Source organism: Brevibacillus agri (genome assembly GCF_004117055.1).
Classification (GTDB): Bacteria; Bacillota; Bacilli; order Brevibacillales; family Brevibacillaceae; genus Brevibacillus; species Brevibacillus agri.
Genome location: NZ_CP026363.1, coordinates 4,772,059 through 4,795,796 on the forward strand (window position 1 = coordinate 4,772,059; position 23,738 = coordinate 4,795,796).

At 48.1% G+C, this 23,738-nt stretch carries 13 protein-coding genes and 2 CRISPR repeat arrays; of the genes, 3 read left to right on the forward strand and 10 right to left on the reverse strand.

The annotated features are described in order from the left end of the window. Nucleotides 1-761 precede the first annotated feature (761 nt). Entirely contained in the window at nucleotides 762-1,070 is a 309-nt protein-coding gene (locus BA6348_RS23380) for a DUF3139 domain-containing protein (protein ID WP_122952423.1), read from the reverse strand. A gap of 112 nt (nucleotides 1,071-1,182) precedes the next feature. Between BA6348_RS23380 and BA6348_RS23385 the strand changes: the two genes are divergently transcribed. Continuing rightward, nucleotides 1,183-1,671: a C40 family peptidase gene (locus BA6348_RS23385; RefSeq protein ID WP_007780739.1), complete on the forward strand. Its 489-nt coding sequence runs from the start codon at nucleotides 1,183-1,185 to the stop codon at nucleotides 1,669-1,671. 78 nt (nucleotides 1,672-1,749) lie between these two features. Further along, nucleotides 1,750-4,263: a CRISPR direct-repeat array (repeat unit 36 nt; unit sequence GTGCTAACCACGAAGCTTTCCACTAAGCTTTCGAAC). 354 nt (nucleotides 4,264-4,617) lie between these two features. On the opposite strand, the gene cas2 is transcribed toward BA6348_RS23385, so the two are convergent. The 6 genes from cas2 to BA6348_RS28125 all read right to left on the reverse strand — a co-directional run bounded on the left by cas2 (nucleotide 4,618) and on the right by BA6348_RS28125 (nucleotide 17,113). After that, nucleotides 4,618-4,911: a CRISPR-associated endonuclease Cas2 gene (cas2, locus tag BA6348_RS23390; protein ID WP_005836160.1), complete on the reverse strand. Its 294-nt coding sequence runs from the start codon at nucleotides 4,909-4,911 to the stop codon at nucleotides 4,618-4,620. Nucleotides 4,912-4,920: 9 nt separating this feature from the next. Continuing rightward, nucleotides 4,921-6,588, reverse strand: coding sequence for a CRISPR-associated endonuclease Cas4g/Cas1g (gene cas4g/cas1g, locus BA6348_RS23395; RefSeq protein WP_129552244.1), 1,668 nt, complete (start codon nucleotides 6,586-6,588; stop codon nucleotides 4,921-4,923). A 24-nt stretch (nucleotides 6,589-6,612) separates the two neighbouring features. After that, nucleotides 6,613-9,939: a type V CRISPR-associated protein Cas12b gene (cas12b, locus tag BA6348_RS23400; protein ID WP_026557978.1), complete on the reverse strand. Its 3,327-nt coding sequence runs from the start codon at nucleotides 9,937-9,939 to the stop codon at nucleotides 6,613-6,615. Between the two features lie 613 nt (nucleotides 9,940-10,552). Further along, nucleotides 10,553-15,844: a CRISPR direct-repeat array (repeat unit 36 nt; unit sequence GTGCTAATCCCGAAGCTTTCCACTAAGCTTTCGAAC). A 552-nt stretch (nucleotides 15,845-16,396) separates the two neighbouring features. Beyond that, nucleotides 16,397-16,576 carry a MarR family winged helix-turn-helix transcriptional regulator gene (locus BA6348_RS23405; RefSeq protein ID WP_005835371.1) on the reverse strand — a complete coding sequence of 60 codons (180 nt, stop codon included), beginning with the start codon at nucleotides 16,574-16,576 and terminating at the stop codon, nucleotides 16,397-16,399. 166 nt (nucleotides 16,577-16,742) lie between these two features. Continuing rightward, complete coding sequence (locus BA6348_RS28120) at nucleotides 16,743-16,838, reverse strand: hypothetical protein (RefSeq protein ID WP_412677745.1); 96 nt, start codon at nucleotides 16,836-16,838, stop codon at nucleotides 16,743-16,745. A gap of 68 nt (nucleotides 16,839-16,906) precedes the next feature. Continuing rightward, nucleotides 16,907-17,113, reverse strand: coding sequence for an NAD(P)H-dependent oxidoreductase (locus BA6348_RS28125; protein ID WP_412677746.1), 207 nt, complete (start codon nucleotides 17,111-17,113; stop codon nucleotides 16,907-16,909). 169 nt (nucleotides 17,114-17,282) lie between these two features. Between BA6348_RS28125 and BA6348_RS23420 the strand changes: the two genes are divergently transcribed. Beyond that, complete coding sequence (locus BA6348_RS23420) at nucleotides 17,283-18,071, forward strand: IS4 family transposase (RefSeq protein ID WP_242507403.1); 789 nt, start codon at nucleotides 17,283-17,285, stop codon at nucleotides 18,069-18,071. 345 nt (nucleotides 18,072-18,416) lie between these two features. Here BA6348_RS23420 and yhbH read toward each other — a convergent pair whose 3' ends face one another. Beyond that, entirely contained in the window at nucleotides 18,417-19,574 is a 1,158-nt protein-coding gene (yhbH, locus tag BA6348_RS23425) for a sporulation protein YhbH (RefSeq protein WP_005835378.1), read from the reverse strand. A 96-nt stretch (nucleotides 19,575-19,670) separates the two neighbouring features. Then, the gene (locus BA6348_RS23430) at nucleotides 19,671-21,569 is read right to left on the reverse strand and encodes a PrkA family serine protein kinase (RefSeq protein WP_025847917.1); all 1,899 of its coding nucleotides are present in this window, start codon (nucleotides 21,567-21,569) and stop codon (nucleotides 19,671-19,673) included. A gap of 367 nt (nucleotides 21,570-21,936) precedes the next feature. Here BA6348_RS23430 and BA6348_RS23435 point away from each other — a divergent pair, with 367 nt between their 5' ends. Further along, nucleotides 21,937-22,137, forward strand: a complete 201-nt coding sequence (locus tag BA6348_RS23435) for a hypothetical protein (RefSeq protein ID WP_007779969.1) — start codon at nucleotides 21,937-21,939, stop codon at nucleotides 22,135-22,137. Nucleotides 22,138-22,659: 522 nt separating this feature from the next. On the opposite strand, the gene BA6348_RS23440 is transcribed toward BA6348_RS23435, so the two are convergent. Then, on the reverse strand, nucleotides 22,660-23,736 hold the full coding sequence (locus BA6348_RS23440) for an RNA-guided endonuclease TnpB family protein (RefSeq protein ID WP_129552241.1): 1,077 nt from the start codon (nucleotides 23,734-23,736) through the stop codon (nucleotides 22,660-22,662). Between the last annotated feature and the right edge of the window lie 2 nt (nucleotides 23,737-23,738).

The window sequence follows — 23,738 nt, forward strand, 5'->3', positions numbered from 1 at the left end:
CACAACAAACACTTGGGTAGGCCACTCCCCGACCGGCACTTGCCGTATTTGGCTTAATTTTTCGGCATCGAAAACAGATAGCGTCCCTTGCACAAAGTTCGTAACCAACAAATTCGAATCGTCCAAAGCGATCGAGGAAGGCGTTGGCGAATGCAGTTTTGCCTTCTAGTATGCCGCCTTTGATGTACTGCCCGCAATATCAATCGTTTGTGTTGGTTTCCATGAGGATTCTGCTTTGCAAGTGCTGCCGCGTGATTAGTGTGCGAATTTTGCTGGGGCGATTTTTTGTTGGATGCTGGCAGTAGCTGCTCGAGGCTTCAAGGACAGCAGTAGCTGGTGGATTTTCGCTAGGGCCAGTTTTTCGTAGAATGCTGACGGCAGTTGCTCGCGGCTTCAAGGGCTGCGCTAGCCTGATTCGTATTTCGCTAGGTCAAATTTTTTCGCTGGTGCTGGCAGCAGTTGCTCACCGCTCCACTGACCGCGCTGGCAAGCATGAGAAACGCTTATTACCTTGTTTGAGCCAGATATGATTTTTCTATCGCGGTATATCAAACAACCGCAAGAAGATAGTATCCAACAAATGAAAATGGAGTTAATTGCAGTCATCCGCGAGGGACAATCCCCCTTTCGCCTCCAAAGGCGGTACCAGCGTAGGACGTCCATAATGGGTGGACTTTTTGAGACGATCGGTGGAACGCCAATCGCTCATAACAGGGAAAAACGCCCGAATCTGGGGATTCGGACGTGTAGATTATCGGGACTCACTTATGTTTGTATTCGTATCCTTTGGGTTTAGGCGATGGATGTAAAGGTATTATGTTTCCGTTTTTTTCAGTATAAAAGTATCTTACATCGGGTTCATCAGCAAAAATAACTTCTACACTAAAGACCGGAAGCTTCCCAAAAACGCCATCTAGACTAACTATTGTTTGCTCATCGAGATTTTTCTCCGTAATGAGATATTGGCGTACTTGATTTTCTAAGCTTAACAAAGTTCCTTGAACATATATAACTGGAGCAGAGATCATGATTAAGACCAGGAAAACTATAATCATTGTTTTTTTGTTCATTTTCGTTATCCCCCAAAAAATTGGTTGTAAAATGATGCTTTTTTTCCCTTAAGAGTGAAAGCGATAATGGGCGCCCTACTATCGTTAATCAACTTTATAGGAGGAATTTTATATGGCATCTGATAAACCACAATATCCTGGTACTAACACCGATATGAAGCCAGGAGACGTATTGTACTCGAAAAAAAGCTTTTCGACTTTTTTTGTTGGACACGTGGCAATTGTAGGACCGGACTACGATATCATTCACGTTCATCCAAAAGGACCTTGGTTCGTTGAAGATATCGATTACTATGTATCTCGATTTAGGGACGGCGATAAGATCGAAGTTCTCCGTCCCAGGAGTGGAGCTTCTAAAGCTGCTAAATGGGCAATCAACCATATTGATGACGTAAAGAAATACTACTTCAATATGGATTTGGATAATATTGAGCTTAGTTATTGTTCTAAGTTCATCTGGCAAGCATTTTACTATGGTTATAATCTCGATATTACCGGCATGGGTCTTACCGATCGCAGTAGAGCAACCCATATTTATCCAAATGATGTTCGAGATTCCGATCACCTTGCATCAACAGAAACCATCGACGTTGAGAAGTAAGAAGCTGAAACCTCGCATTAGCGAGGTTTTTTATTTGAGCGCCGATTTAAGATCTCAGTAGTTTAGACGGACTTTAGCGTGCTAACCACGAAGCTTTCCACTAAGCTTTCGAACTAGAACCTGATAAAGAGTATGTATATCGTTTTGTTGCTGAGTGCTAACCACGAAGCTTTCCACTAAGCTTTCGAACATTGACCACTCCGGCGTTCGCCGACTCCGGGGGAATGGTGCTAACCACGAAGCTTTCCACTAAGCTTTCGAACACGTACCGGCGTCCGAACCCTTCAATCCGTTGTTCGCGTGCTAACCACGAAGCTTTCCACTAAGCTTTCGAACAGTGCCGATTTTTGATGACGTAACGAAGTTGAATAGAGTGCTAACCACGAAGCTTTCCACTAAGCTTTCGAACCTGCCTGCCCGAAAACGAAATGGGCTACCATGTCGGGGCCGTGCTAACCACGAAGCTTTCCACTAAGCTTTCGAACCAGGGTATCCGGGAGACGAATTCGACTATAAGAGTGAGGTGCTAACCACGAAGCTTTCCACTAAGCTTTCGAACGTCCAAGCACGTACTGACGGTGACCAAGCTATTCGGTGCTAACCACGAAGCTTTCCACTAAGCTTTCGAACGCCGCCTTGCGGGAGTACATGAACACCATCATTAAGTGCTAACCACGAAGCTTTCCACTAAGCTTTCGAACTTCGCTCCTTCGTTGATTTCTTGTCTTTATTATACTGTGCTAACCACGAAGCTTTCCACTAAGCTTTCGAACAACACCTCACCCGTTGCGCTACTTGTCCGGTCACTTAGTGCTAACCACGAAGCTTTCCACTAAGCTTTCGAACGTGCGGGTGATCTTATTGCCCGTATCGACTTCGAGTGCTAACCACGAAGCTTTCCACTAAGCTTTCGAACCGAATTGGATGAGTATGCAATGGCTGAAGCCGACAGGTGCTAACCACGAAGCTTTCCACTAAGCTTTCGAACGCTGCCGGAAGAAGAATAGGAGGGATTGTATCATGGTGCTAACCACGAAGCTTTCCACTAAGCTTTCGAACACCTGAAGGGTAAGAACATGAAGTGGCATTTACTGGTGCTAACCACGAAGCTTTCCACTAAGCTTTCGAACGTAAACACCAATGGAAGGCAACAATCGTTTGTTAAGTGCTAACCACGAAGCTTTCCACTAAGCTTTCGAACGGAGCAGCGGAAGCAATTCGACTCTCTCTATCCGGTGCTAACCACGAAGCTTTCCACTAAGCTTTCGAACGGCCTATGTTGGAGTCCTTTGTTACGGTATTACTTGGTGAGTGCTAACCACGAAGCTTTCCACTAAGCTTTCGAACGGAGGGAGATTAGATGCCAAACGAGTTCAACGAGCAGGTGCTAACCACGAAGCTTTCCACTAAGCTTTCGAACCGAGCGGCAGCAGGCGCAGCCGCAGGGCGAGAAGCCCGTGCTAACCACGAAGCTTTCCACTAAGCTTTCGAACTCTGCCGCGAGCTGGCCGAGCGCGAACAGGGTTGCGAGTGCTAACCACGAAGCTTTCCACTAAGCTTTCGAACGTCGATTCGTCCCGTGTTTTTGCTTTTGACCAGTTTCAGTGCTAACCACGAAGCTTTCCACTAAGCTTTCGAACTCTATGTTATTCTATGGGTGTCGAAAGGACGCTATCGTGCTAACCACGAAGCTTTCCACTAAGCTTTCGAACGACCACGGCCTTGTTAGCTTGGTGCGAGCGCGATGTGCTAACCACGAAGCTTTCCACTAAGCTTTCGAACAAGAGACAGGATGATTGCCACATCAAAAGCCAGTATCAAGTGCTAACCACGAAGCTTTCCACTAAGCTTTCGAACGACTTGGCTATCGACGACTTTGGACGTATCGACCGTGCTAACCACGAAGCTTTCCACTAAGCTTTCGAACGAATGAGTAGCATGGGACAGTTTTTTATCGACCTTTTGTGCTAACCACGAAGCTTTCCACTAAGCTTTCGAACTGTGGCAATCATCCTGTCTCTTAGGAGGTTTTTGCCAGTGCTAACCACGAAGCTTTCCACTAAGCTTTCGAACACGTTACTTAAATGCTTTACTTTTGGTTGCTACTATCGTAGTGCTAACCACGAAGCTTTCCACTAAGCTTTCGAACAGCGCCGCAACGTGCGCCGGGAGAGGCGCACGTTCAGAGTGCTAACCACGAAGCTTTCCACTAAGCTTTCGAACGTGATATGATTATGTGTTTAAAATGCTTCCCGTAAAGCGTGCTAACCACGAAGCTTTCCACTAAGCTTTCGAACTTCGTATAAATACATGTTACAATGTCTAAGAAATATTCAGTGCTAACCACGAAGCTTTCCACTAAGCTTTCGAACGCGCACGTTGCGGCGCTGCATGACGGTGGTCGAACCGTCCGTGCTAACCACGAAGCTTTCCACTAAGCTTTCGAACGGACAAGGCGAAACGGTCGATATGGCATCCTTCCGTGCTAACCACGAAGCTTTCCACTAAGCTTTCGAACCGAACGAGCAGGAGACGACGATTCGTGCATCGTCACCGGTGCTAACCACGAAGCTTTCCACTAAGCTTTCGAACTCCTTCCCACTCAACCCCTACAGCCGCAAGCCTTACAGACCCGTTTTTCGAGCAAGCCAAAATTCAATCGCCATTCCTCTTATCCATCGGCTGCCTCTTCCCCTAAAAAACTCTGGAAAGCCTACGCCCACAAAGAGTTCGAGCATCCCCCGGCTTTTTTGACCTGAGAGGATGCTCGCATCATAAAATTCGAAAGCTTAGTGGAAAGTCGTGATTATCCGTGGGAATAGACCTGTGGATGGGCCCATAATGCACACGCACGGATATGTAAGTCGACTTATGGCCTATAGCGTGCGACTGACACCTTTATTTTACTCTTTTTCCACTTTTGTTACAACTAGCTTTCTTCATTCCTTAATAGATAAATTTGGTCAAATCGCGAGGCAGAAACTCCCTGCCAACAGTAGAAATCCGCTTGTCCAGTTGATCTCTCGTCACTGGGCCGATTTTTACAAACATGACCTGGTCTTCTCCATGGTGAACCAGCTCCGCCAGGCTTACCTTTAGCTTGGCTTGCTGAATCTCGGTGAGCTGGCACAGAAACACCGAGTACTGGACGTGCTCGCCTTGCCCCTTCATCAGCTTGAATACTTTTCTCCAACGTTTTTGATCGGCAATATCATAGCTTACCAGAACAAATTGTCGCATGGTCATTTCCTACCTTGTCATGAGCGGCGTATATTCCACCAGCTCTCCATCCAGATACCGGGCCAAAAACCTTGCTTCCAGCTCCAGCATACGGCGATAGCTGAGCTTATACCCAAATTGCGGATGCGTCAGCGTCTCGTTCATCCGTCTTTCATAGGCAGCGAAATACGTTTGTCTTCCTGCCTTTTTCAAATAACAACTGTCTTTTCCCCAATAAAAGTCCCCGAGGGTGAGTTCCTCCGTATTCAAGGTACGTATCGCTACGCTATCGGCAATCAAGGCGCGGAACGGTTCCATCAGATCGAGTGCCAAAGCTGGTCTGCCCGGCTCCATCGTATGGAAAAAGCCGAACAGTGGATCGAGTCCGACATTGGCACATGCGGAGTAAACATCCCGTGAAAGAAGCGTATAGCCGAGGGAGAGCAGCGCATTGACCGGATCTTTGGGCGGGCGACGGTTGCGACCGTTCATGATCGCCATACCGTCTACTACTGGGTGCTTTAACATGGTAGGGAAAAACTGCATGTACAACTGTGCTGCACGTCCCTCGATACCTCTCACTATTTCCAGTGATGGCGCCTCCCACGCGCGATCTCTAAGCTCTTTTAACTCTTTTAAAACTGCTTTATCTGGTGAGCCATTGCGGCGCAGCATCGTGCGCTGATTGGAAATTTTCGCATACACGACCCTTCTCGCGATTCCAAGGGCGATCTCCGCGTGCTGAAATTTGATAAACTGCTTGGCTCTTGTTCGAATGTTTTTCGATAAAGGGGGAGTCATTATTCCTGTCAATGTGCCATGCGTAGTCAAGTAGCTGACGTGGACGCCACAGTTCATCAAGGTGTGCAGAAGCTGCGTAGAGCATTGCACATGCCCCATCAAGCTCACGTGAATCAAGTCTTTGATCGGGATTTCGTCTATCTTTTCGCCCCGGCAGGTGATGGTCAAGCTTTCTCCGCTTCTGCCCAGTTTTGCCCCCTGCTCTGTAACATACAGTACCCCGCCATCTGGACGACTGGGCACAATCTTTCTGATGTTTGCGCTCAACCCCAACATGTAATTCGTCTCGTCAGGCATGCATACGTAATTTAACGAGCAGCGAAAGCACTTTTTCGACTCCTGCAACGGAGGGGGAATTTCGGCTTCCCGAAGCTGATGAGCTTTTTGAATGCAGGCGTGAGTAGCCGCTATGAGTTCCTGCGAAAAAGGAATGCGAACCTTCTTTTTATTGCCACGGTAGTATAAGTAGCCATAATCGGATTCATATCCATTCGCGCGAAGCAGCAAGCCTTGCGCACACAATTGGATTTGGTCGTTGGGCCAGGCAGAACCGTCCAGCGAATACACGCCTACATTGAACATCTGCCCGCCTTCTGGCGACGCCGAATGCTTTCCTTCTACCGGAATCCACTGCTTACCTTCTTCCAGACAGACGGCATCCAGCTTTCCCGTAATGCCAAGCACAGGGTCGCCGAGCTGCAAGCTAAACGGAGCGTCCCCCCACATCTCTTCCGGCGCTGCCTTGCTTTTGCGCAGATGTGTCTCTGCACGCTTGTGTTGTGCTGCTCCTTCGACCGTGTCTGCGCTTTCCTCAAACAGCCCCTGCACATGCATAATATGGTACAGTCGCTCACAATACTGAATTTCATTTAGCATGCGGACAGGTATCCAGGACAAGCCATTCACTCTCCTTGCACACCCTTACCGAGCCTTTGTCAAAAACCGTTCCCGCAATTTTCCGTACAGCTTCCTTTTCACCTCGCCCCAAAAATCTTTTTGGGGATACCATACGGATTCGGGAAAAAAGACTCCGCTAGGATCGCGGAACAGTGTACGGTATGTTCCTTTCGCCTCTTCTGCTTCCTCGATGATCTCCTGAAAGTCTTCCAGTTGTTCGGGCGACTCAGACTCTTCTGTAAAGGTTGTTTTACCTTTCAGCTTTGCCTGGCTGTCCCACACATATACATCTTTCCAGGCTGTATCCGATTTTTTCACAAAAAGCCCTTTGCCCAGCTTTGCCTGCACCGATTTTGTCTTGGGAACGAGATACTCTTCCTCGTCTCGGACGATGACGCGGCAGCTAACCTTGAACAGTTCATTGTATCGCTGCCAAAAACGTTTTTGCAGATTGTGCGCCGCGTTAATATCGGCCTGGAGAAACACGACCTCCTTGCTTCCGCTTCCGTCTGTCAAGGTCATGAACAGTTCTCCGCTATCATCCGGGACAATGTCGCCGGGCCTTAGCTGTTTCACTTGTTCTTCCGTCAAAAATTGCTCGTTGACTAACCTCTTCTGCAAGTTCTCAAACCGTCTGCCCTGCAGGTCTTGGCCTCTCACCTTTTTACAACGAATGCCTGGCGTTCCTGTCTTGGCGTAAAAACGAGAGGAATATTCCGCCCGGACATCGCCAATCTGAATCCCGTATGGCTCCGCCTGCATGTGGACGTATTTCGGAATGCTGCGATGCGCCCACTTCATCAAGGTGGAGTTTTCTTTGGTCGAGCGATCCAGGTTAGAACGGTACTGGCTCAGATTTTCAAACAGAATGACCTGGCAAGCCGGGTATTCGGCGCACCACTCTTGTTTCCGCTCGTCGTAAACATACCCCAAGGCAGTCATGACAATGGCGTGACTTAACTGCTTCAGGCGATCCTCTTTGACGTTTTGGATATGGGTCAACAGACGCTGGTGGCTGGTATGGCCTCGCTCAAAGCGATTAACCTCCTGCGGATTCCTCGTCCTGCGGCTCCAGGAAATCAACAGCTTGCGCAAGCCCTCCAATTCTTCTATGTTCCACATGCTCAGACCTGCGATGCCTTTTCGCTCGTCAGCAGCAAAGCGCTTGCGCCATGCCTGAACGGCTTTTCCGACGTATTCCTCTGCTTTTCGGTGTATTTGCACTACCGCTTGTTCCCAGTCCGCTTCGTTTCGAGGCAAAACCTTTGTTAAGTCGCAGACAATCCCCTCCCAAAATGTCCGGTCTGTTTGATCGAGCGGCGACTTTTTCTGCTCAACCGCTTGTTTCAGGCTGTCGAGTTCATCCCAGCGATCTCCATACTGCTTATTTGCCATACGCATGATTTGGGCGAGCACTCTGATTTGAAACTTCACACGTTGGTGTAGCTGGAACCGCTCGTCCCGTTTTTCCATCACCTGTTTTTCTACCTGTTCACCAGGCAACCTGAGCATATAGCTCCGCTGATGGACAGCGACCAGCGGCGTTCCTTCAATCCAGTAGGAAAAATCAGCCGCATTTTTATCGCTACTCTCTTCTACAGAAAAAATAGAAGTCGCTGCAGCCGCGCGCAGCCCAAGGTCTATGCTCATTACACGAAAACCGGATGCCAGCGACTCCACCCCAGCCGAGTGTTGTGGCGAAGCTTTTATCCATTCAACAAGTTGCTCCGACTTATAGGTAGTGACCTTGGGAAACTCGTTGGGGCGACGAATGAGTTGCAGTACTTGTCCATACGGCGCCTGCACGCGGCCATTTTTCACTTCTTGCAAAGGTTCGAAATCAATGACAACGTTAAGGTAAACGCTGCCGATTTCCCCGTCCTCGAAGTTTTTTTCTTCCTTCTCCAAATCGCCCCGCTCCAGTTGTAGCTTTGCTCCCCCCAAGTGTCCGTTAAACGTCGAGCCCGAACCTTTATCCTTGAACTCGATTTTCTGCTTGCCTTTGTCATTTTTCAGCAACTTCACCTGCTGGTAAAACTGCCTGGACAAAGCTAGCTCGACCTCGACGTCTTTCTTTTCCATCCATCCCGATTCGCTTGGCCATATCAACTGACTAAACGTTACAAAACGTCTGCTTCTCGGTTTGTCCGCTTCAGCCGTCAAGTAGTAGTCTTGCAAATTTCCTCCCCGTGCATCGAAGCGCACCCACAATGGATGCTTCCTGGCATTGGGCAACGTCATCGTGGCGCTTTGCTTGGCTTCCTCCAGCCGTTTCGTCAGTTCGTTGCGCGCGACAAAATAATGGATACGCTGCGGATTCCCCTTCCAGATCAGGCGGTTCTTCTCTTCCATCAGATACTGGAAGAAATGAGCATCCCCAAACCGCCCTCTCAGTCGCTGCTGCACACGCTTGAGCGCCTCTTTGTATTGCTCGTGACTGGCACTGGCGGGAAAGGTTGACCATAGCTCGTACAGCTCGTTCCAGCCTTTCATTTGCCGCTTGGTAATCCGATACTTGTCATTGGCAGCGGTCATGTTTTCCCTAAGCTCTCGCTCTCGGTTTTCTTCGTACTGCTCTAGCAAGCTGATCCATTCCTGACCGCCTTCGAGTTGCTCGTTCAGTTGAGCCATTTTTTCTTTCAGCTTGGCATACTCTTCCTGGACACGTTTGTTCCAGCTCTCCCAACTGAGCAGTCTTTCAATCGCTTGTTGAAGCATGTCTCTGTCCCAGGTTCGCACAAACTGATTGGATTGAAGTGGCAACCACGCGATATCTGTTACGGTGTTCGTGTACAGGGGAAAGATCGGTCTAATGCCGTATTCCTCCAAAGTAGTAATCACAGAAGCGGTTGGGTCTTCCTCGCGTCTTTTTTTCCATTTTTCGTAATCCTGTTCCCAGGTTGGGTCGTTCGCTTCTTTTTTCTTCTGCCAAGTGGGTTTTGCCCCTGCCTTCGAAGTACCTTTGCCGCCTTCGCTGTTCGGATCGACGAGCGGGCTGAGAAACTTTCGGCTGATGATCTGGGCGTCGCCACTTTGTCCGACCGAGGAGGGGACAAGCAGTTCATATAGTTGGCGCAAAGCTTCCAGTGCCTTATCTAGCGGAAGCGCTTGCGTATTTTTATCTGCCTGATTTCGTTGTTGCTGTTCGCGTATGTGACAAATCAGTTCTTCCTGTAGTTCTTCTTTTGGCCGTTCACCAGTGCTTTCCTGACGAAAGAGCAGGAGCATTTTCATGTAATAGGCGACGCCTTCATTTAACAACCGATGCGTCCGCCATATTCCTTTTCGGAGGTTTTGCGCTTCCGGGCCTGTGTGGGTTTTTAGTTTTAGTTTTATGCTACGGATTGCCATGACTGGTGCCTCCCGCTTCCCACCTAAACTCGTAACTTCTACGCTTTCGCTTGTCCATGACGTTATTTCCTTTCTTTACTAAGTATGATTTTTGAATTTCAAAAAAATCGAACATCTATAAGGTATAATATACTATCAATACTAACAGCTATCAATTCTTTATTTAAAAGAGATTAAATGCTTGTTGCATTTTTCTTCATGTACTATACTTACTAATACGAATTATAGGTTCGTCTAACTTTAGTGCGTGTGCATTGGGTGATTCAAACAATCACTTCTCCACTAGAAGCTTATTACAAAGCTTGCACTTTATTTACAAAGAGAAAAGCCAATGCTCTCCCTTTCCAAATGAAACCAGTTTTCTTTTAATCCATTTTTTGCCTGACTGCTTCTTTTTTGCAAGAAAACGTATCGAGCACCTGTAAACCTCTCACTATGACTATTGAATTTGGTATATATTATTATCAAGAGATCAATGATTTTGAAGTTCACTATAGGTTATTTAATAGAAAGATGCCCCTAACGTAAAGCAGGGGCATCTTTGATGTGTTAATTTTCAAGGTATTTCACCAAGTTTTCGAACGATGAAAAGGAGCATCAAGTTGGACAAGCTGTGCTAACCACGAAGCTTTCCACTAAGCTTTCGAACTTCTTAACACGCGACGACTCTTTCCCCACACGATTTCGATGGTGCTAATCCCGAAGCTTTCCACTAAGCTTTCGAACTCGATGTTCGCGATCCATTGGCGATTAAACAGGCTGGAGTGCTAATCCCGAAGCTTTCCACTAAGCTTTCGAACATGTGAAAGATTGGAACATGCTTGCACAAAAGGCGCATGTGCTAATCCCGAAGCTTTCCACTAAGCTTTCGAACAGATAATAAATGCCAATTGTAACGATACCGAGTAACCGTGCTAATCCCGAAGCTTTCCACTAAGCTTTCGAACCAACACAACAATCATGGTTCGGGAATGCCTCAGCTTTTAGGTGCTAATCCCGAAGCTTTCCACTAAGCTTTCGAACAACTATAACATAACCCAAGCAACCGCTTATAGTTTCTGGTGCTAATCCCGAAGCTTTCCACTAAGCTTTCGAACACCAGCGCCTTGTCTGCCATGTATTGCTGTGCCAAAGCCAGTGCTAATCCCGAAGCTTTCCACTAAGCTTTCGAACTAACCGTAAGCCTGTAACGAAGCGTTCGCTCCAACGTGCTAATCCCGAAGCTTTCCACTAAGCTTTCGAACTGGGACGGTGCACAGCAGACCGTAAAAGATGCGTTGTGCTAATCCCGAAGCTTTCCACTAAGCTTTCGAACATCTAGTCACCCCAAGGATAATTGTCGTCGTAGTCCGTGCTAATCCCGAAGCTTTCCACTAAGCTTTCGAACCTCTAGCTTGCTGTCGAAGTTAGCCCTACTGTTGATGAGTGCTAATCCCGAAGCTTTCCACTAAGCTTTCGAACATCTGCATCACGGGTAGCAACGCCCGCAGTCAGGTCTTGTGCTAATCCCGAAGCTTTCCACTAAGCTTTCGAACGAGGATCGTGTCTGTCAACGGGTATTGCACGCTTCCGTGCTAATCCCGAAGCTTTCCACTAAGCTTTCGAACTATGAGGTTGTCAATGTCGAAAAAGTGCAATACAATGTGCTAATCCCGAAGCTTTCCACTAAGCTTTCGAACAGGAAATAAATATGCAGAAATTGAAGATTCGCAAAATGTGCTAATCCCGAAGCTTTCCACTAAGCTTTCGAACGGTGAATTGTTGCCAACATTGATTGAAAAAATTGATGAGTGCTAATCCCGAAGCTTTCCACTAAGCTTTCGAACAAATGATAGTCAGTAAAGTCAGTATAGACCCATTTGTGCTAATCCCGAAGCTTTCCACTAAGCTTTCGAACGCGAAACGACTTCTTTTTCTACATGCGCTGCCCGATGTGCTAATCCCGAAGCTTTCCACTAAGCTTTCGAACGAGTCCAACAACAAACGAATGGGATCGTATTATTGTGTGCTAATCCCGAAGCTTTCCACTAAGCTTTCGAACAATACTGTTACTGGCAAAACAATGAGTTGCTTGTGTGCTAATCCCGAAGCTTTCCACTAAGCTTTCGAACCTGAATTTCATCGTGAATGTTTGCAATCATTCTTGTTTTAGTGCTAATCCCGAAGCTTTCCACTAAGCTTTCGAACATTCAGCTTATGAGGAAAAAGGGGCTTTCCATCGGCGGTGCTAATCCCGAAGCTTTCCACTAAGCTTTCGAACGATCAACTCCTTTACTTCCGAATTTTAAAGCGAAAAAACGTGCTAATCCCGAAGCTTTCCACTAAGCTTTCGAACCGCTAATGGACGAGTACGCCCGCGCCATCCACTCGTGCTAATCCCGAAGCTTTCCACTAAGCTTTCGAACTTCCCTATGGACATTCAATATTTCGCGGAAGATTCCGTGCTAATCCCGAAGCTTTCCACTAAGCTTTCGAACGAAACATGATCCAGTGGCATAAGAGTGGGCCGCGACAGGTGCTAATCCCGAAGCTTTCCACTAAGCTTTCGAACCTAACGGTCAGCTTCTCACCCTCCCCCATTGGGACGTGCTAATCCCGAAGCTTTCCACTAAGCTTTCGAACCTGCGTCTATATCTCGCATCGTGTGTACGGCCTCTTTCCGTGCTAATCCCGAAGCTTTCCACTAAGCTTTCGAACTTTGCCGCTATCGGAGGATGATTTGCGATATGTCGGGTGCTAATCCCGAAGCTTTCCACTAAGCTTTCGAACGACTTTACTTGCACAAACGATAGCAGTCGCTTTGTTTTGGTGGGGTGCTAATCCCGAAGCTTTCCACTAAGCTTTCGAACTTAGAATTTCGTAATAGCTGTCCTGCTTATTCCCGGTGCTAATCCCGAAGCTTTCCACTAAGCTTTCGAACGGTAAAGTAATGTTTCTGATCGACTTTTCCGGCTTCGTGCTAATCCCGAAGCTTTCCACTAAGCTTTCGAACGCGGATGTAACCGAGCAGCAGCGACTGGAGCAGCAGCGTGCTAATCCCGAAGCTTTCCACTAAGCTTTCGAACACAACTCATCGTGATCGCCCGTCGGCATGAATATCGGTGCTAATCCCGAAGCTTTCCACTAAGCTTTCGAACCTGATAACCAGTATTTTTATGATCGCTGGAAAGAGTTGGTGCTAATCCCGAAGCTTTCCACTAAGCTTTCGAACCCTGCCTGTCGCTCTAGCATTTCCTGCTCTAAAGGTGCTAATCCCGAAGCTTTCCACTAAGCTTTCGAACCAGGAAACAGATGGAGCGCCGACTAGCTCATAAAAATGAGTGCTAATCCCGAAGCTTTCCACTAAGCTTTCGAACAAAGAGGCTTCAAACCCTAGAAGCATTCCATTTTGCGTGCTAATCCCGAAGCTTTCCACTAAGCTTTCGAACTTGTTGAATTCGTAGAACTCTTCGATAGCACGCACGTGCTAATCCCGAAGCTTTCCACTAAGCTTTCGAACTACTTTTTTTAGGTATAAAAGACCAAAACGTTCGACATGTGCTAATCCCGAAGCTTTCCACTAAGCTTTCGAACGATGCCTTCCACTCATCAACACGCGCCTGCAAATAGTGCTAATCCCGAAGCTTTCCACTAAGCTTTCGAACGAAAAAAGAGAGAGAACACAACGGAAATCAGAAGGTGCTAATCCCGAAGCTTTCCACTAAGCTTTCGAACCCGTACTGGAAGCGTTCAGCGATCATGCGAAAACGGTACTTGTGCTAATCCCGAAGCTTTCCACTAAGCTTTCGAACCTCTTCTCTGAAAAACATTATGGCACTCGTCGGACAAGGTGCTAATCCCGAAGCTTTCCACTAAGCTTTCGAACATCCAACGACGGAACTTCCCGCGCGATCAACGTCCAAGTGCTAATCCCGAAGCTTTCCACTAAGCTTTCGAACACGGAGCTTTGGGAGCAAGAACGGGTGTTTGATTGCGATGGTGCTAATCCCGAAGCTTTCCACTAAGCTTTCGAACGAGCCGCAAGACCTGCGACACCGAGCGCAGCACCCACGTGCTAATCCCGAAGCTTTCCACTAAGCTTTCGAACTCAGCAAGCCAACTGGCAGGACGAAGTGGCGAAGGGTGCTAATCCCGAAGCTTTCCACTAAGCTTTCGAACAATGGTTTTGCGGTCGATAATTTCTTTCCCCGTGCGCTTGTGCTAATCCCGAAGCTTTCCACTAAGCTTTCGAACCGACCATTACGAGAACTGACATCCAACCGTTGCTGGATCGTGCTAATCCCGAAGCTTTCCACTAAGCTTTCGAACCAGGATACCGTCCTTGTTCAACTCATCAAAAAATGACGAGTGCTAATCCCGAAGCTTTCCACTAAGCTTTCGAACCCTACACCAGTGAACACCACGGCACGATAACGTACAGAGTGCTAATCCCGAAGCTTTCCACTAAGCTTTCGAACCGCAGATGACGCGGTTGATCTCCGCCATTTCGTCGTGCTAATCCCGAAGCTTTCCACTAAGCTTTCGAACCAGTTACCGTTTCCCCAACGTTATACCTGGTCTTGTCTGTAGGTGCTAATCCCGAAGCTTTCCACTAAGCTTTCGAACTGAGGTTGTTATACCTGATGCTGGTGCTGGTACTGCGTGCTAATCCCGAAGCTTTCCACTAAGCTTTCGAACGATGTGGCAATCATCCTGTCTCTTAGGAGGTTTTTGCCAGTGCTAATCCCGAAGCTTTCCACTAAGCTTTCGAACTCAGGAACCTTTTGCGCTCACGATCAAAATGTTCCGTGCTAATCCCGAAGCTTTCCACTAAGCTTTCGAACGGCTGAGTTAATGGCGCGTTTGGCTTATTTGGAGTCTGAGTGCTAATCCCGAAGCTTTCCACTAAGCTTTCGAACTCAGCTCATCCAGGTTCACGTTCAACAGGTGCTTGTGTGCTAATCCCGAAGCTTTCCACTAAGCTTTCGAACTTACTTACAAACTCCATTCTTTGTCATCTCCTTTTAATAGTGCTAATCCCGAAGCTTTCCACTAAGCTTTCGAACTGTGACTTGCGTAGTGTCCACCGTCGGGTCAGCCGCGTGCTAATCCCGAAGCTTTCCACTAAGCTTTCGAACTGAAGATGGCTGTGATCGCCTTAACGAAAAAGATCTTGGTGCTAATCCCGAAGCTTTCCACTAAGCTTTCGAACGATCTCATCTGTAAAGTCTATTTGGCATCGATCTGTGCTAATCCCGAAGCTTTCCACTAAGCTTTCGAACTCTAGGGCTTGAGAATTTATTTTTGATACTATTGTGTGCTAATCCCGAAGCTTTCCACTAAGCTTTCGAACGCCGCAACGTGCGCCGGGAGAGGCGCACGTTCAGAGTGCTAATCCCGAAGCTTTCCACTAAGCTTTCGAACAGCGCCGCAACGTGCGCCGGGAGAGGCGCACGTTCAGAGTGCTAATCCCGAAGCTTTCCACTAAGCTTTCGAACCATGCCAATAAATGACGGGAGCATTCCTGCTGCTAGTGCTAATCCCGAAGCTTTCCACTAAGCTTTCGAACTTCCGTTCCCACCGAAAATCTTGCGCGCATGCACGTAGTGCTAATCCCGAAGCTTTCCACTAAGCTTTCGAACGACTTGGAACGAGGCGGACGCGTTTACGTGGAACGTGCTAATCCCGAAGCTTTCCACTAAGCTTTCGAACCGCGAGCCCTGCGGACATCGACAAGCGGCCCGGTTGTGCTAATCCCGAAGCTTTCCACTAAGCTTTCGAACCGCCGCAACGTGCGCCGGGAGAGGCGCACGTTCAGAGTGCTAATCCCGAAGCTTTCCACTAAGCTTTCGAACGCCGCAACGTGCGCCGGGAGAGGCGCACGTTCAGAGTGCTAATCCCGAAGCTTTCCACTAAGCTTTCGAACCCCTGTCTTCTCAATCCCTTGATTCTCAGGCTTTTCTCAGCCCGTTTTCGAGCAGTCTTTTTTTAGGTACCATTTTTCTTGAAATTCAAGGAGCTTTTTTCTTTCCAACTCAGTTTGACGCCTACTCTCCCAACGCTTGCGAGCATCCTTGGCGTTTTTAGGGCTGGGAGATTGCTCGCGTCTTCATTTTTCGAAAGCATAGTGGAAATTCGAAATTATCCGTGGGAATAGACTTGTAGAGGGTCTATAATGCACACGCACGGAATATCAAAACGGCCTGTCGCCTCTAGCATACGGCCGATACTTATATCTTACTTTTTTTCCAAATACAACACAACCGCGATTTGATCCACCCTGTAGAAAATCACCACTCAAGACCTCACTCCTTTCAAGTCGCTATTATAAATATTAAAAAACCGACCTCATTCTCTTGCGAATGAAGTCGGCTCTCCACTCTGTTTCCTGCATCAAGAACCGAGGCAGTCATCCTTTCGCTTGATCCAATCGCTCACTCGCGCGATGAATCATGGCAGTCAAGCTTCTGCCCTCGCCTTACCCAAGGACTGCCGAATAGCGGCCATGCAATTCTTGCACCGCGACTGCGATGTCTGCCTGCGCTTCTCTTCCTTTGTCCGTCTGCCAGATCAAGACGTGCTTTCCTTCTATCTTCCGCTCCAACTGTCCTTTTTGCACCATCTTGTCAACCAACCGCGTGATCGTCGACGGCGTCATATGCAGCAGCTGCGACAGTTCCGTTGGCGTGACCTCTCTTTTTCGTTCACAGCCATCAACAAAGTGGCGTACGTCGGCGAAAAGGAGCGTTCTGCTTTTCCTTTTTCCTCATGACGGACCATGCCAGAAAGCAGCTGGAGCTGTTATTTCCCAGTCAATCGGATGGTTAGCGCACGCCTTCGGTGGCCAGAGCAGGATTCAGGGCATGCTTGACGTATTCTTCGGCGCTGTGCTTGATCTGTTCCTCCGACGCCTGCATCATACCGTGGAATCTGAACGGCGCAAGGTACTTCATTCCCGTCAAATTCGCCATCGCTTGCAGCGGCGTCGTCAGCTCGGCGATCGTGAAATAGTTGTGAGGAGATTAAGTACGCGATTCGCTGCCTTAACATGCGGCGTCGTCAGCTCGGCGATCGTGAAATAGTTGTAGCCATCCCGCTCGTAGGCTTGCTCCGGTCCTCCGACGGAAATCGCCAGCAAAAATTCCTTGTTGTGCAGCTTGTTTCCTTCGGAGCCGTACGCCCAGCCATACGTCAAGACAACATCCTGCCACTGCTTCAACAGCGCAGGCGTCCGCTTCCTGCTTCATTCTTTCTACCCACGCTTTATTTACGCGCGATTCGTTTAAATGGGGGTGAGCCACAATGACTAATGTTTTCACCACTAGCGTTGCATTAATCTTTTCAAATCATTCAATATCCTCGTAATGCAGAAGTACCAATGGGCAACCTTCCGAAAAACCAAGGCGGGAATCAAGATTCATCTTCGTCTCGTATTTGCCAATCAGGAGGATGTGTATCCTGATAAGATTTCCCTTACGTATGCCAAGTCTAATGACCGCACGCAAATGGAATCGCTGATTGACGAGATCGGAGCCATGTACGTCTTTGATCGAGAATACGTGGATTACGAAAAGTTTGATGAATACACGGACAAAGACATCTTTTTCGCTTCACGTCTGAAAGATAACGCGGAAATTCGCCATCTCTATACTTTCAAAATACCACCAGAAAGCTCTGTTTTATCGGATTCCATGATCTTGCTTGGAACGCCACAAAAACGGGTGGATAACGTGTTGCGACTGATTGAGACGCTGGATTCGAAAGGAAATCGTATTCGAATCATTACGAATCGCTTCGACTGGGAAGCAGATGAACTCAGTGACATCTATCGTTGGCGCTGGCAAATAGAACTGTTTTTCAAGTGGATGAAACAGCATGTAAAGATCAAGAACTTCTATGGCACGAGTGACAATGCTGTAAGAAATCAAGTCTTTCTCGCTCTCATTGCCTACTGCTTGTTGCTCCTAGTCAAACTGGGAAAAAACGGTCCGCACAGTCTGTTGCAAATCAGTAGATGGCTGAAAGTTTTTCTCTGGCAAACGTTCGAGCAATGGTTTGGACGAATGAATTACCAATCCAGACGAACATCAAGAGGGCGACAGAAAAGGAAGTGGATGTTGTTTGTTGTTGTCACCGCTGGAGTAAATGTATAAAACTACCAAATGGATAGTGGCTACCTTTTGGTTGGTTGCTGCCCTTTTTGATTACGAAGCTGAAAAATTACATTCAGAATAATCAGTCAATAATCCGATTCATCTTTTATGCAACGCTAGTGGGTTTTCACAGAATATGCTCCTTTGTTCACATATTGTTTGTACATACAAACTACATTACTATCTTTTTGACGCCAACTAACAAACTGTAAGTCCAATCCGCCTTTCCGTGCTCCAGACGCTATCTCCTCCGTGCGTTCTCGAAAAGGGAAAAGCCAACTCCATCCCTCACCAGGATGAAATCGGCTCTCCCTTGGTTCCTTCCCTTTTTCCCTGACGCGCCCCTCACGTTACTGCTTCTTTTTTCCCAAAAAACGTCCGAAGCGCCTTGTAAACCTCGCCCTTTTCCCGAATCACGCAATGCAGGAACTTGGGCTCCTTGATGTGGCGATACGCTGACATGAGTGTTGAGTGCCTGTTATACTGGTTGACCTCTCCATAACCGAACATGTTGCATCTCTCCATGAGCTCTTTGACCAGCTTCACGCAGCGCTCGTTGTCGGATGTCAGGTTGTCGCCGTCGGAAAAGTGGAACGGGTAAATGTTGTACTGGGACGGCGGATAGCGGCTGTCGATGATCTCCAGCGCTTTTCTGTAGGCGGAGGAACAAATCGTCCCCCCGCTCTCGCCTTTCGAGAAAAAGGTGTCCTCCGTCACTTCCTTCGCATCTGTATGGTGCGCGATGAAGACGATTTCTACTTTTTCGTACTTCGTGCGCAGGAAACGAACCATCCAGAAGAAAAAGCTGCGGGCGATGTACTTTTCGAAGACGCCCATACTGCCTGAAGTATCCATCATGGCAATAATGACTGCGTTGGAATGCGGCTTGATGATTTCCTCCCACGTCTTGAAACGCAGGTCGTCTTCCGTGATGCCCAGCTCCAGGTCACTGTAGCCGGCAAGGGCGTTGCGGCGGATCGCGGCGATCAAGGTCCGCTTTTTGTCGATGTTGCCCATCAGCCCTTTTTTGCGGACATCGTTGAAGCGCGTCTCCTCAATGACAATCTGGTCCTCGTCCTTGCGCTGCAAGTTCGGCAGCTCCAGCTCGGCGAACAGCATCTCCTGCAATTCCTCGACGCTGATTTCCGCCTCGTAGTAATCCACCCCCGGCTGATCGCCGGCGCCCTGGCCTTTGCCCGGCCCTTGCGCCTGATCGCCGTCCTTGGCGATGACATCTCCTACCTTGCTGTTTCCTTTGCCTTGACCTCCGTGCTTTCCCTTTTGGAAGTTAAAACGCAATCGGTATTCATCCAGGGAGCGAATGGGGATCTTGATAACTTCCCGACCGTTTGACATGATGATATTTTCTTCGCTGACGAGATCGGGCAGGTTTTTTTTGATCGCTTCTTTCACTTTTTCCTGGTGTCGATTTTGGTCCTGGTACCCTTTGCGGTGCAGCGACCAGTCTTCCCGGGAGACAATGAACGATGGTGCATCTTCCATGGCGTCTCCTCCTAGCAACTGGCGCAATCTGCGCCGAATATGATGTGCGGGATAAAGCGTAGGTGCGTTTTTGTCAGGGCTGTGCGAACCGCTTTTTTACCTGTTCAGCAAGCTTCCCACGTAACGGAGCAGCTCGTTGGCGCAAACCGGGCAATAGTTGTGCTCTTCGATGAGGCGCTTTGTCACCTCGTTGATTTTTTTCAACTGATGCTCATCCGGCGTTTTGTTCGAGGTCGTGATCTTGACGACGTCCTTGAGGTCGGCGAACAGCTTTTTCTCAATCGCTTCCCGCAGGCGGTCGTGCGTGCTGTAGTCAAAACGCTTCCCTTTGCGCGCGTAGGCCGAGATGCGGATGAGGATTTCTTCGCGGAATGCCCGCTTGGCGTTTTCCGAAATGCCGATCTGCTCCTCGATGGAACGCATCAGGCGCTCATCTGGATCCATCTCCTCGCCGGTGACGGGGTCGCGGATTTTATTCATGTTGCAATACGCTTCGACGTTGTCGAGATAGTTATCCATGAGCGTTTTCGCAGACTCTTCGTAGCTGTAGACAAACGCTTTTTGCACTTCTTTTTTCGCCAGCTCGTCGTATTCCTTGCGGGCGCTGGAGATGAAGTTCATGTAGCGCTCCCGCTGCTCCTTCGTAATCGACGGATGCTGGTCGAAGCCTTCCTTCAGCGCGCGGAGAATGTCCAGCGCATTGATGCACTCGGTGTCGCGGCGAATCAACGCGCTGGAGATGCGGTTGATGACGTAGCGCGGGTCAATCCCGGCCATGCCCTCATCGGCATGCTCGTTGCGCAGCTCTTCCAGATCGGCACCCTTGAACCCTTCCACCGATTCGCCATCGTACAGACGCATTTTCTTGAGCAAATCGGCTCCTTGCTTTTTCGATTCCTTCAAACGAGTAAGAATAGAGAAAATGGCGGCTGACCGCAGGGCATGCGGGGCAATGTGCACATGTCCGAGATCGGATTGTTTGATTAATTTCGCATAAATTTTTTCCTCGTCGCTGACGCGCAAGTTATACGGCATCGGCATGACGATAATCCTAGACTGCAACGCTTCGTTTTTCCTGTTGGCAATGAAGGCTTTGTACTCGGATTCGTTCGTGTGAGCCACAATCAGCTCATCCGCGGAGATCAGGGCAAAACGGCCCGCCTTGAAGTTTCCTTCCTGCGTCAGTGACAGCAGGTGCCAGAGGAATTTCTCGTCGCACTTCAGCATTTCCTGGAACTCCATCAAGCCACGGTTTGCTTTGTTCAGTTCCCCGTCAAAACGATAGGCGCGGGGATCGGACTCGGAACCGTACTTGGTAATCGTAGAAAAGTCGATGCTGCCAGTCAAATCGGCAATGTCCTGCGACTTGGGATCAGAGGGGCTGAATGTACCAATCCCGACACGGTTCGCTTCGGAGAAAAGAATGCGGCAAACCGGGAAGTCTTCGATGCGTCCGCCGTATTCCGTCTCCAATCTCATGCGGTTGTAAGGAGTAAGCTCTCCCTCGATTTTGATGCCCAGCTCTTCCTCAATTTCCGGACGCAGCTCATGCGGGATCAGATGCAACGGCTCTTCCTGCATCGGGCAGCCTTCGAGCGCGTAGACGGCGCCTTCGTCCGTGCGGGAATACTCCTCCAGTCCTCGTTTGAGCATGGTAACGAGTGTGGATTTACCGCCGCTGACCGGACCCATCAAGAGCAAAATGCGTTTGCGGACGTCCAGACGACGTGCTGCTGAGTGAAAATACTCCTCAACCAGACGTTCAATGGAACGATCCAGCCCGAAAATTTCCCGGCTGAAAAATTGATACGAGCGTGTGCCATCCTCGCTTTCCTCGACACCGGCACTTTTAATCATGTTGTAGACGCGTGAATGAGCCGTCTGGGCAATTTGCGGATTTTTGCGAACAAGCTGCAAGTACTCGGCGAAAGTCCCTCTCCACATCAGGTTTTCTTCTCGGGCCCGGTGCTCAGCGATTCGTTTTAAAATGTCCATGTTCGACACTCCTCCCTCATAAGCCCCTCTCTCTTCCCTAACGACAATGTACTCTCATGTATATGTCTGCCTGCGGTCACGCATTCGCGTGGAACCCGTTTTCTTCGGTTGCCAACAGGCTCTTCAAGCCTTTACATATGTGTATGCGAGACATGAGCACAAGTTTCAGCAATCTTGCCACAAAAATCATGACGAGTGGCAAATTTTCTTTTCGCGGCAGGGAATATTACGGAAATGTAAGGTTTTGTTGATTGCTTTGTAAGCTAAAGCAATGGTTTGTAAGCCGATCCGTCGCGTACAATTAACTCATCCATCAGCCATCATTCATGCGCAGTTGATTGATCTGCAAACATGGGAGGTCCGAATCATGAATACGCAAAAAGATCGCATGCAAATCAAGAAAGGTCTGTACTTGACCGGAATCGCCGCATTGATCGTCCTCGCTGTCTTTGTTTACCAGTGGGTGCGCGGCATGGAGCTGGATACAGGTGAAATTCTTAGTGTTCCGATCACCTTGGGCGCTTTCCTGAAGCTTTGGAACGATCACCGAAAACTGTCCTTAACATAAGGAACGCACAAGCTTTAATCCGTTTGCAAAGTGGGCAGGCTACGCTATAATGGGAGTAGTTTGTTTACGAAAGGAGCTGTCCAACATGGGTACGTTTATCGTAGCGTTGGTCTTCGCAGCTTTTCTGTTCTTCATCCTGACAGCAGGCTACAACGAGGACAAAACCTGGAATCTGTAGGGACAAGCTAACGGGCAGTTTGCTGGCATCAGCACGGCGCTCCCAGGAAAAAAAGCAGGCTGCCTGTCACGGCAACCTGCTTTTTTTCGTTGAAGCTTCGTTCGTTTACGCTTCTTGTCCCTGCTATTTTTTGTCCGCTTGCTTTTGGGCTTTCGCGGCTTCTTTCGCGGCTTTTTCTGCCTTGCCTTGGTTGAGACTCCCACGGCTAAAGCCGCAAGCCTTCCACCTTGCGGTGTACGGGTGGGATTCTTGAATGACTAAGCGTTCGCAGTCCATTTCTGTTTTGAACAGCCTTCAAGATGAGGGCATCTCATTGCCCCTCCTAAGACAGTGCATATAGCATCTTAGGCTGATTGACTGTTACCATCAATCACAGGTGCATATCGAATGTTCATAGCACCGACTAAATCACGATGTTTTTCGAATCCACATTTGCATTTATACTTACGGTCTTGTGCCTTATTCTTCTCAGAGCATTTAGGGCATGTCTGACTTGTGTATGCAGGATTCACATGCTCAACTCTAATACCAACTAAATTCGCTTTATATTCAATGAACTGAGACAGGCGATAAAATGACCAAGTATGCAGATTCTTTTCGTTTTTACGGCTTGTTCTTGCCGTCTGTCTAATATTCGCCAGTTGTTCCAAGCGAATGACAGAAATTTTATTGTCTTTTGCAAAATTTACGATAGCACGACTAACCTTATGGTCTTGGTCTTTCATCCAACGTTGTTCTTTATCTTTTGAACTACGAATCGCATTTACCTTTTTCTTTTTGCCTAATGCTTTGCGTTCAGAACGAAACTTACGCTTCATGTACTTATTTTGTCTGCCATTCCCAAAGAAACGTACCTTTTCATCATCTGTTACAGCAACGGCAGGAACTTTTAATCCCAAATCAACCCCCATGACTTTTACTCCTGTTCCTTCCATAGTAGGTATGGTGACAGAAATTTGGGCAATCCATTTATTTGCTTTCTGTGTGATTCGAAGCGTACCTAATTTGTGTTTTAGCAAAGCAAAGTTACGGTTGTCTTTATCAACTAACAAAGCACGGATAGGTGTTTTAGTTACCTTGCCGTCAATCATAATCGGCATGGAAATGTGCGTGAAATCAAACGAGTAGTTTTGATTGTTCCAAATGCAGACAGGTTTCTTCAAAACAGGAACAGTAGTGAATTTGCTTTTCTTCGCTTTCTTAAACACACTTTTCGCGTCCTTGATAGCTTGATTTTTAACGGCACTTGGCAAAGAAGCAGAAATATCCTTACTCGACTTCTTTGTGCTTTTCTTTTCAGCAACCATTTCGGAAACGAGAGCATTGATAGTGGAGAGGTACGTTTGACTCATCTCACGCAAAATAGAAGCCTGTTCTTTTGTTGGAAGCAATTTCACTTTGACTGTGATGGTCTGCGACATGA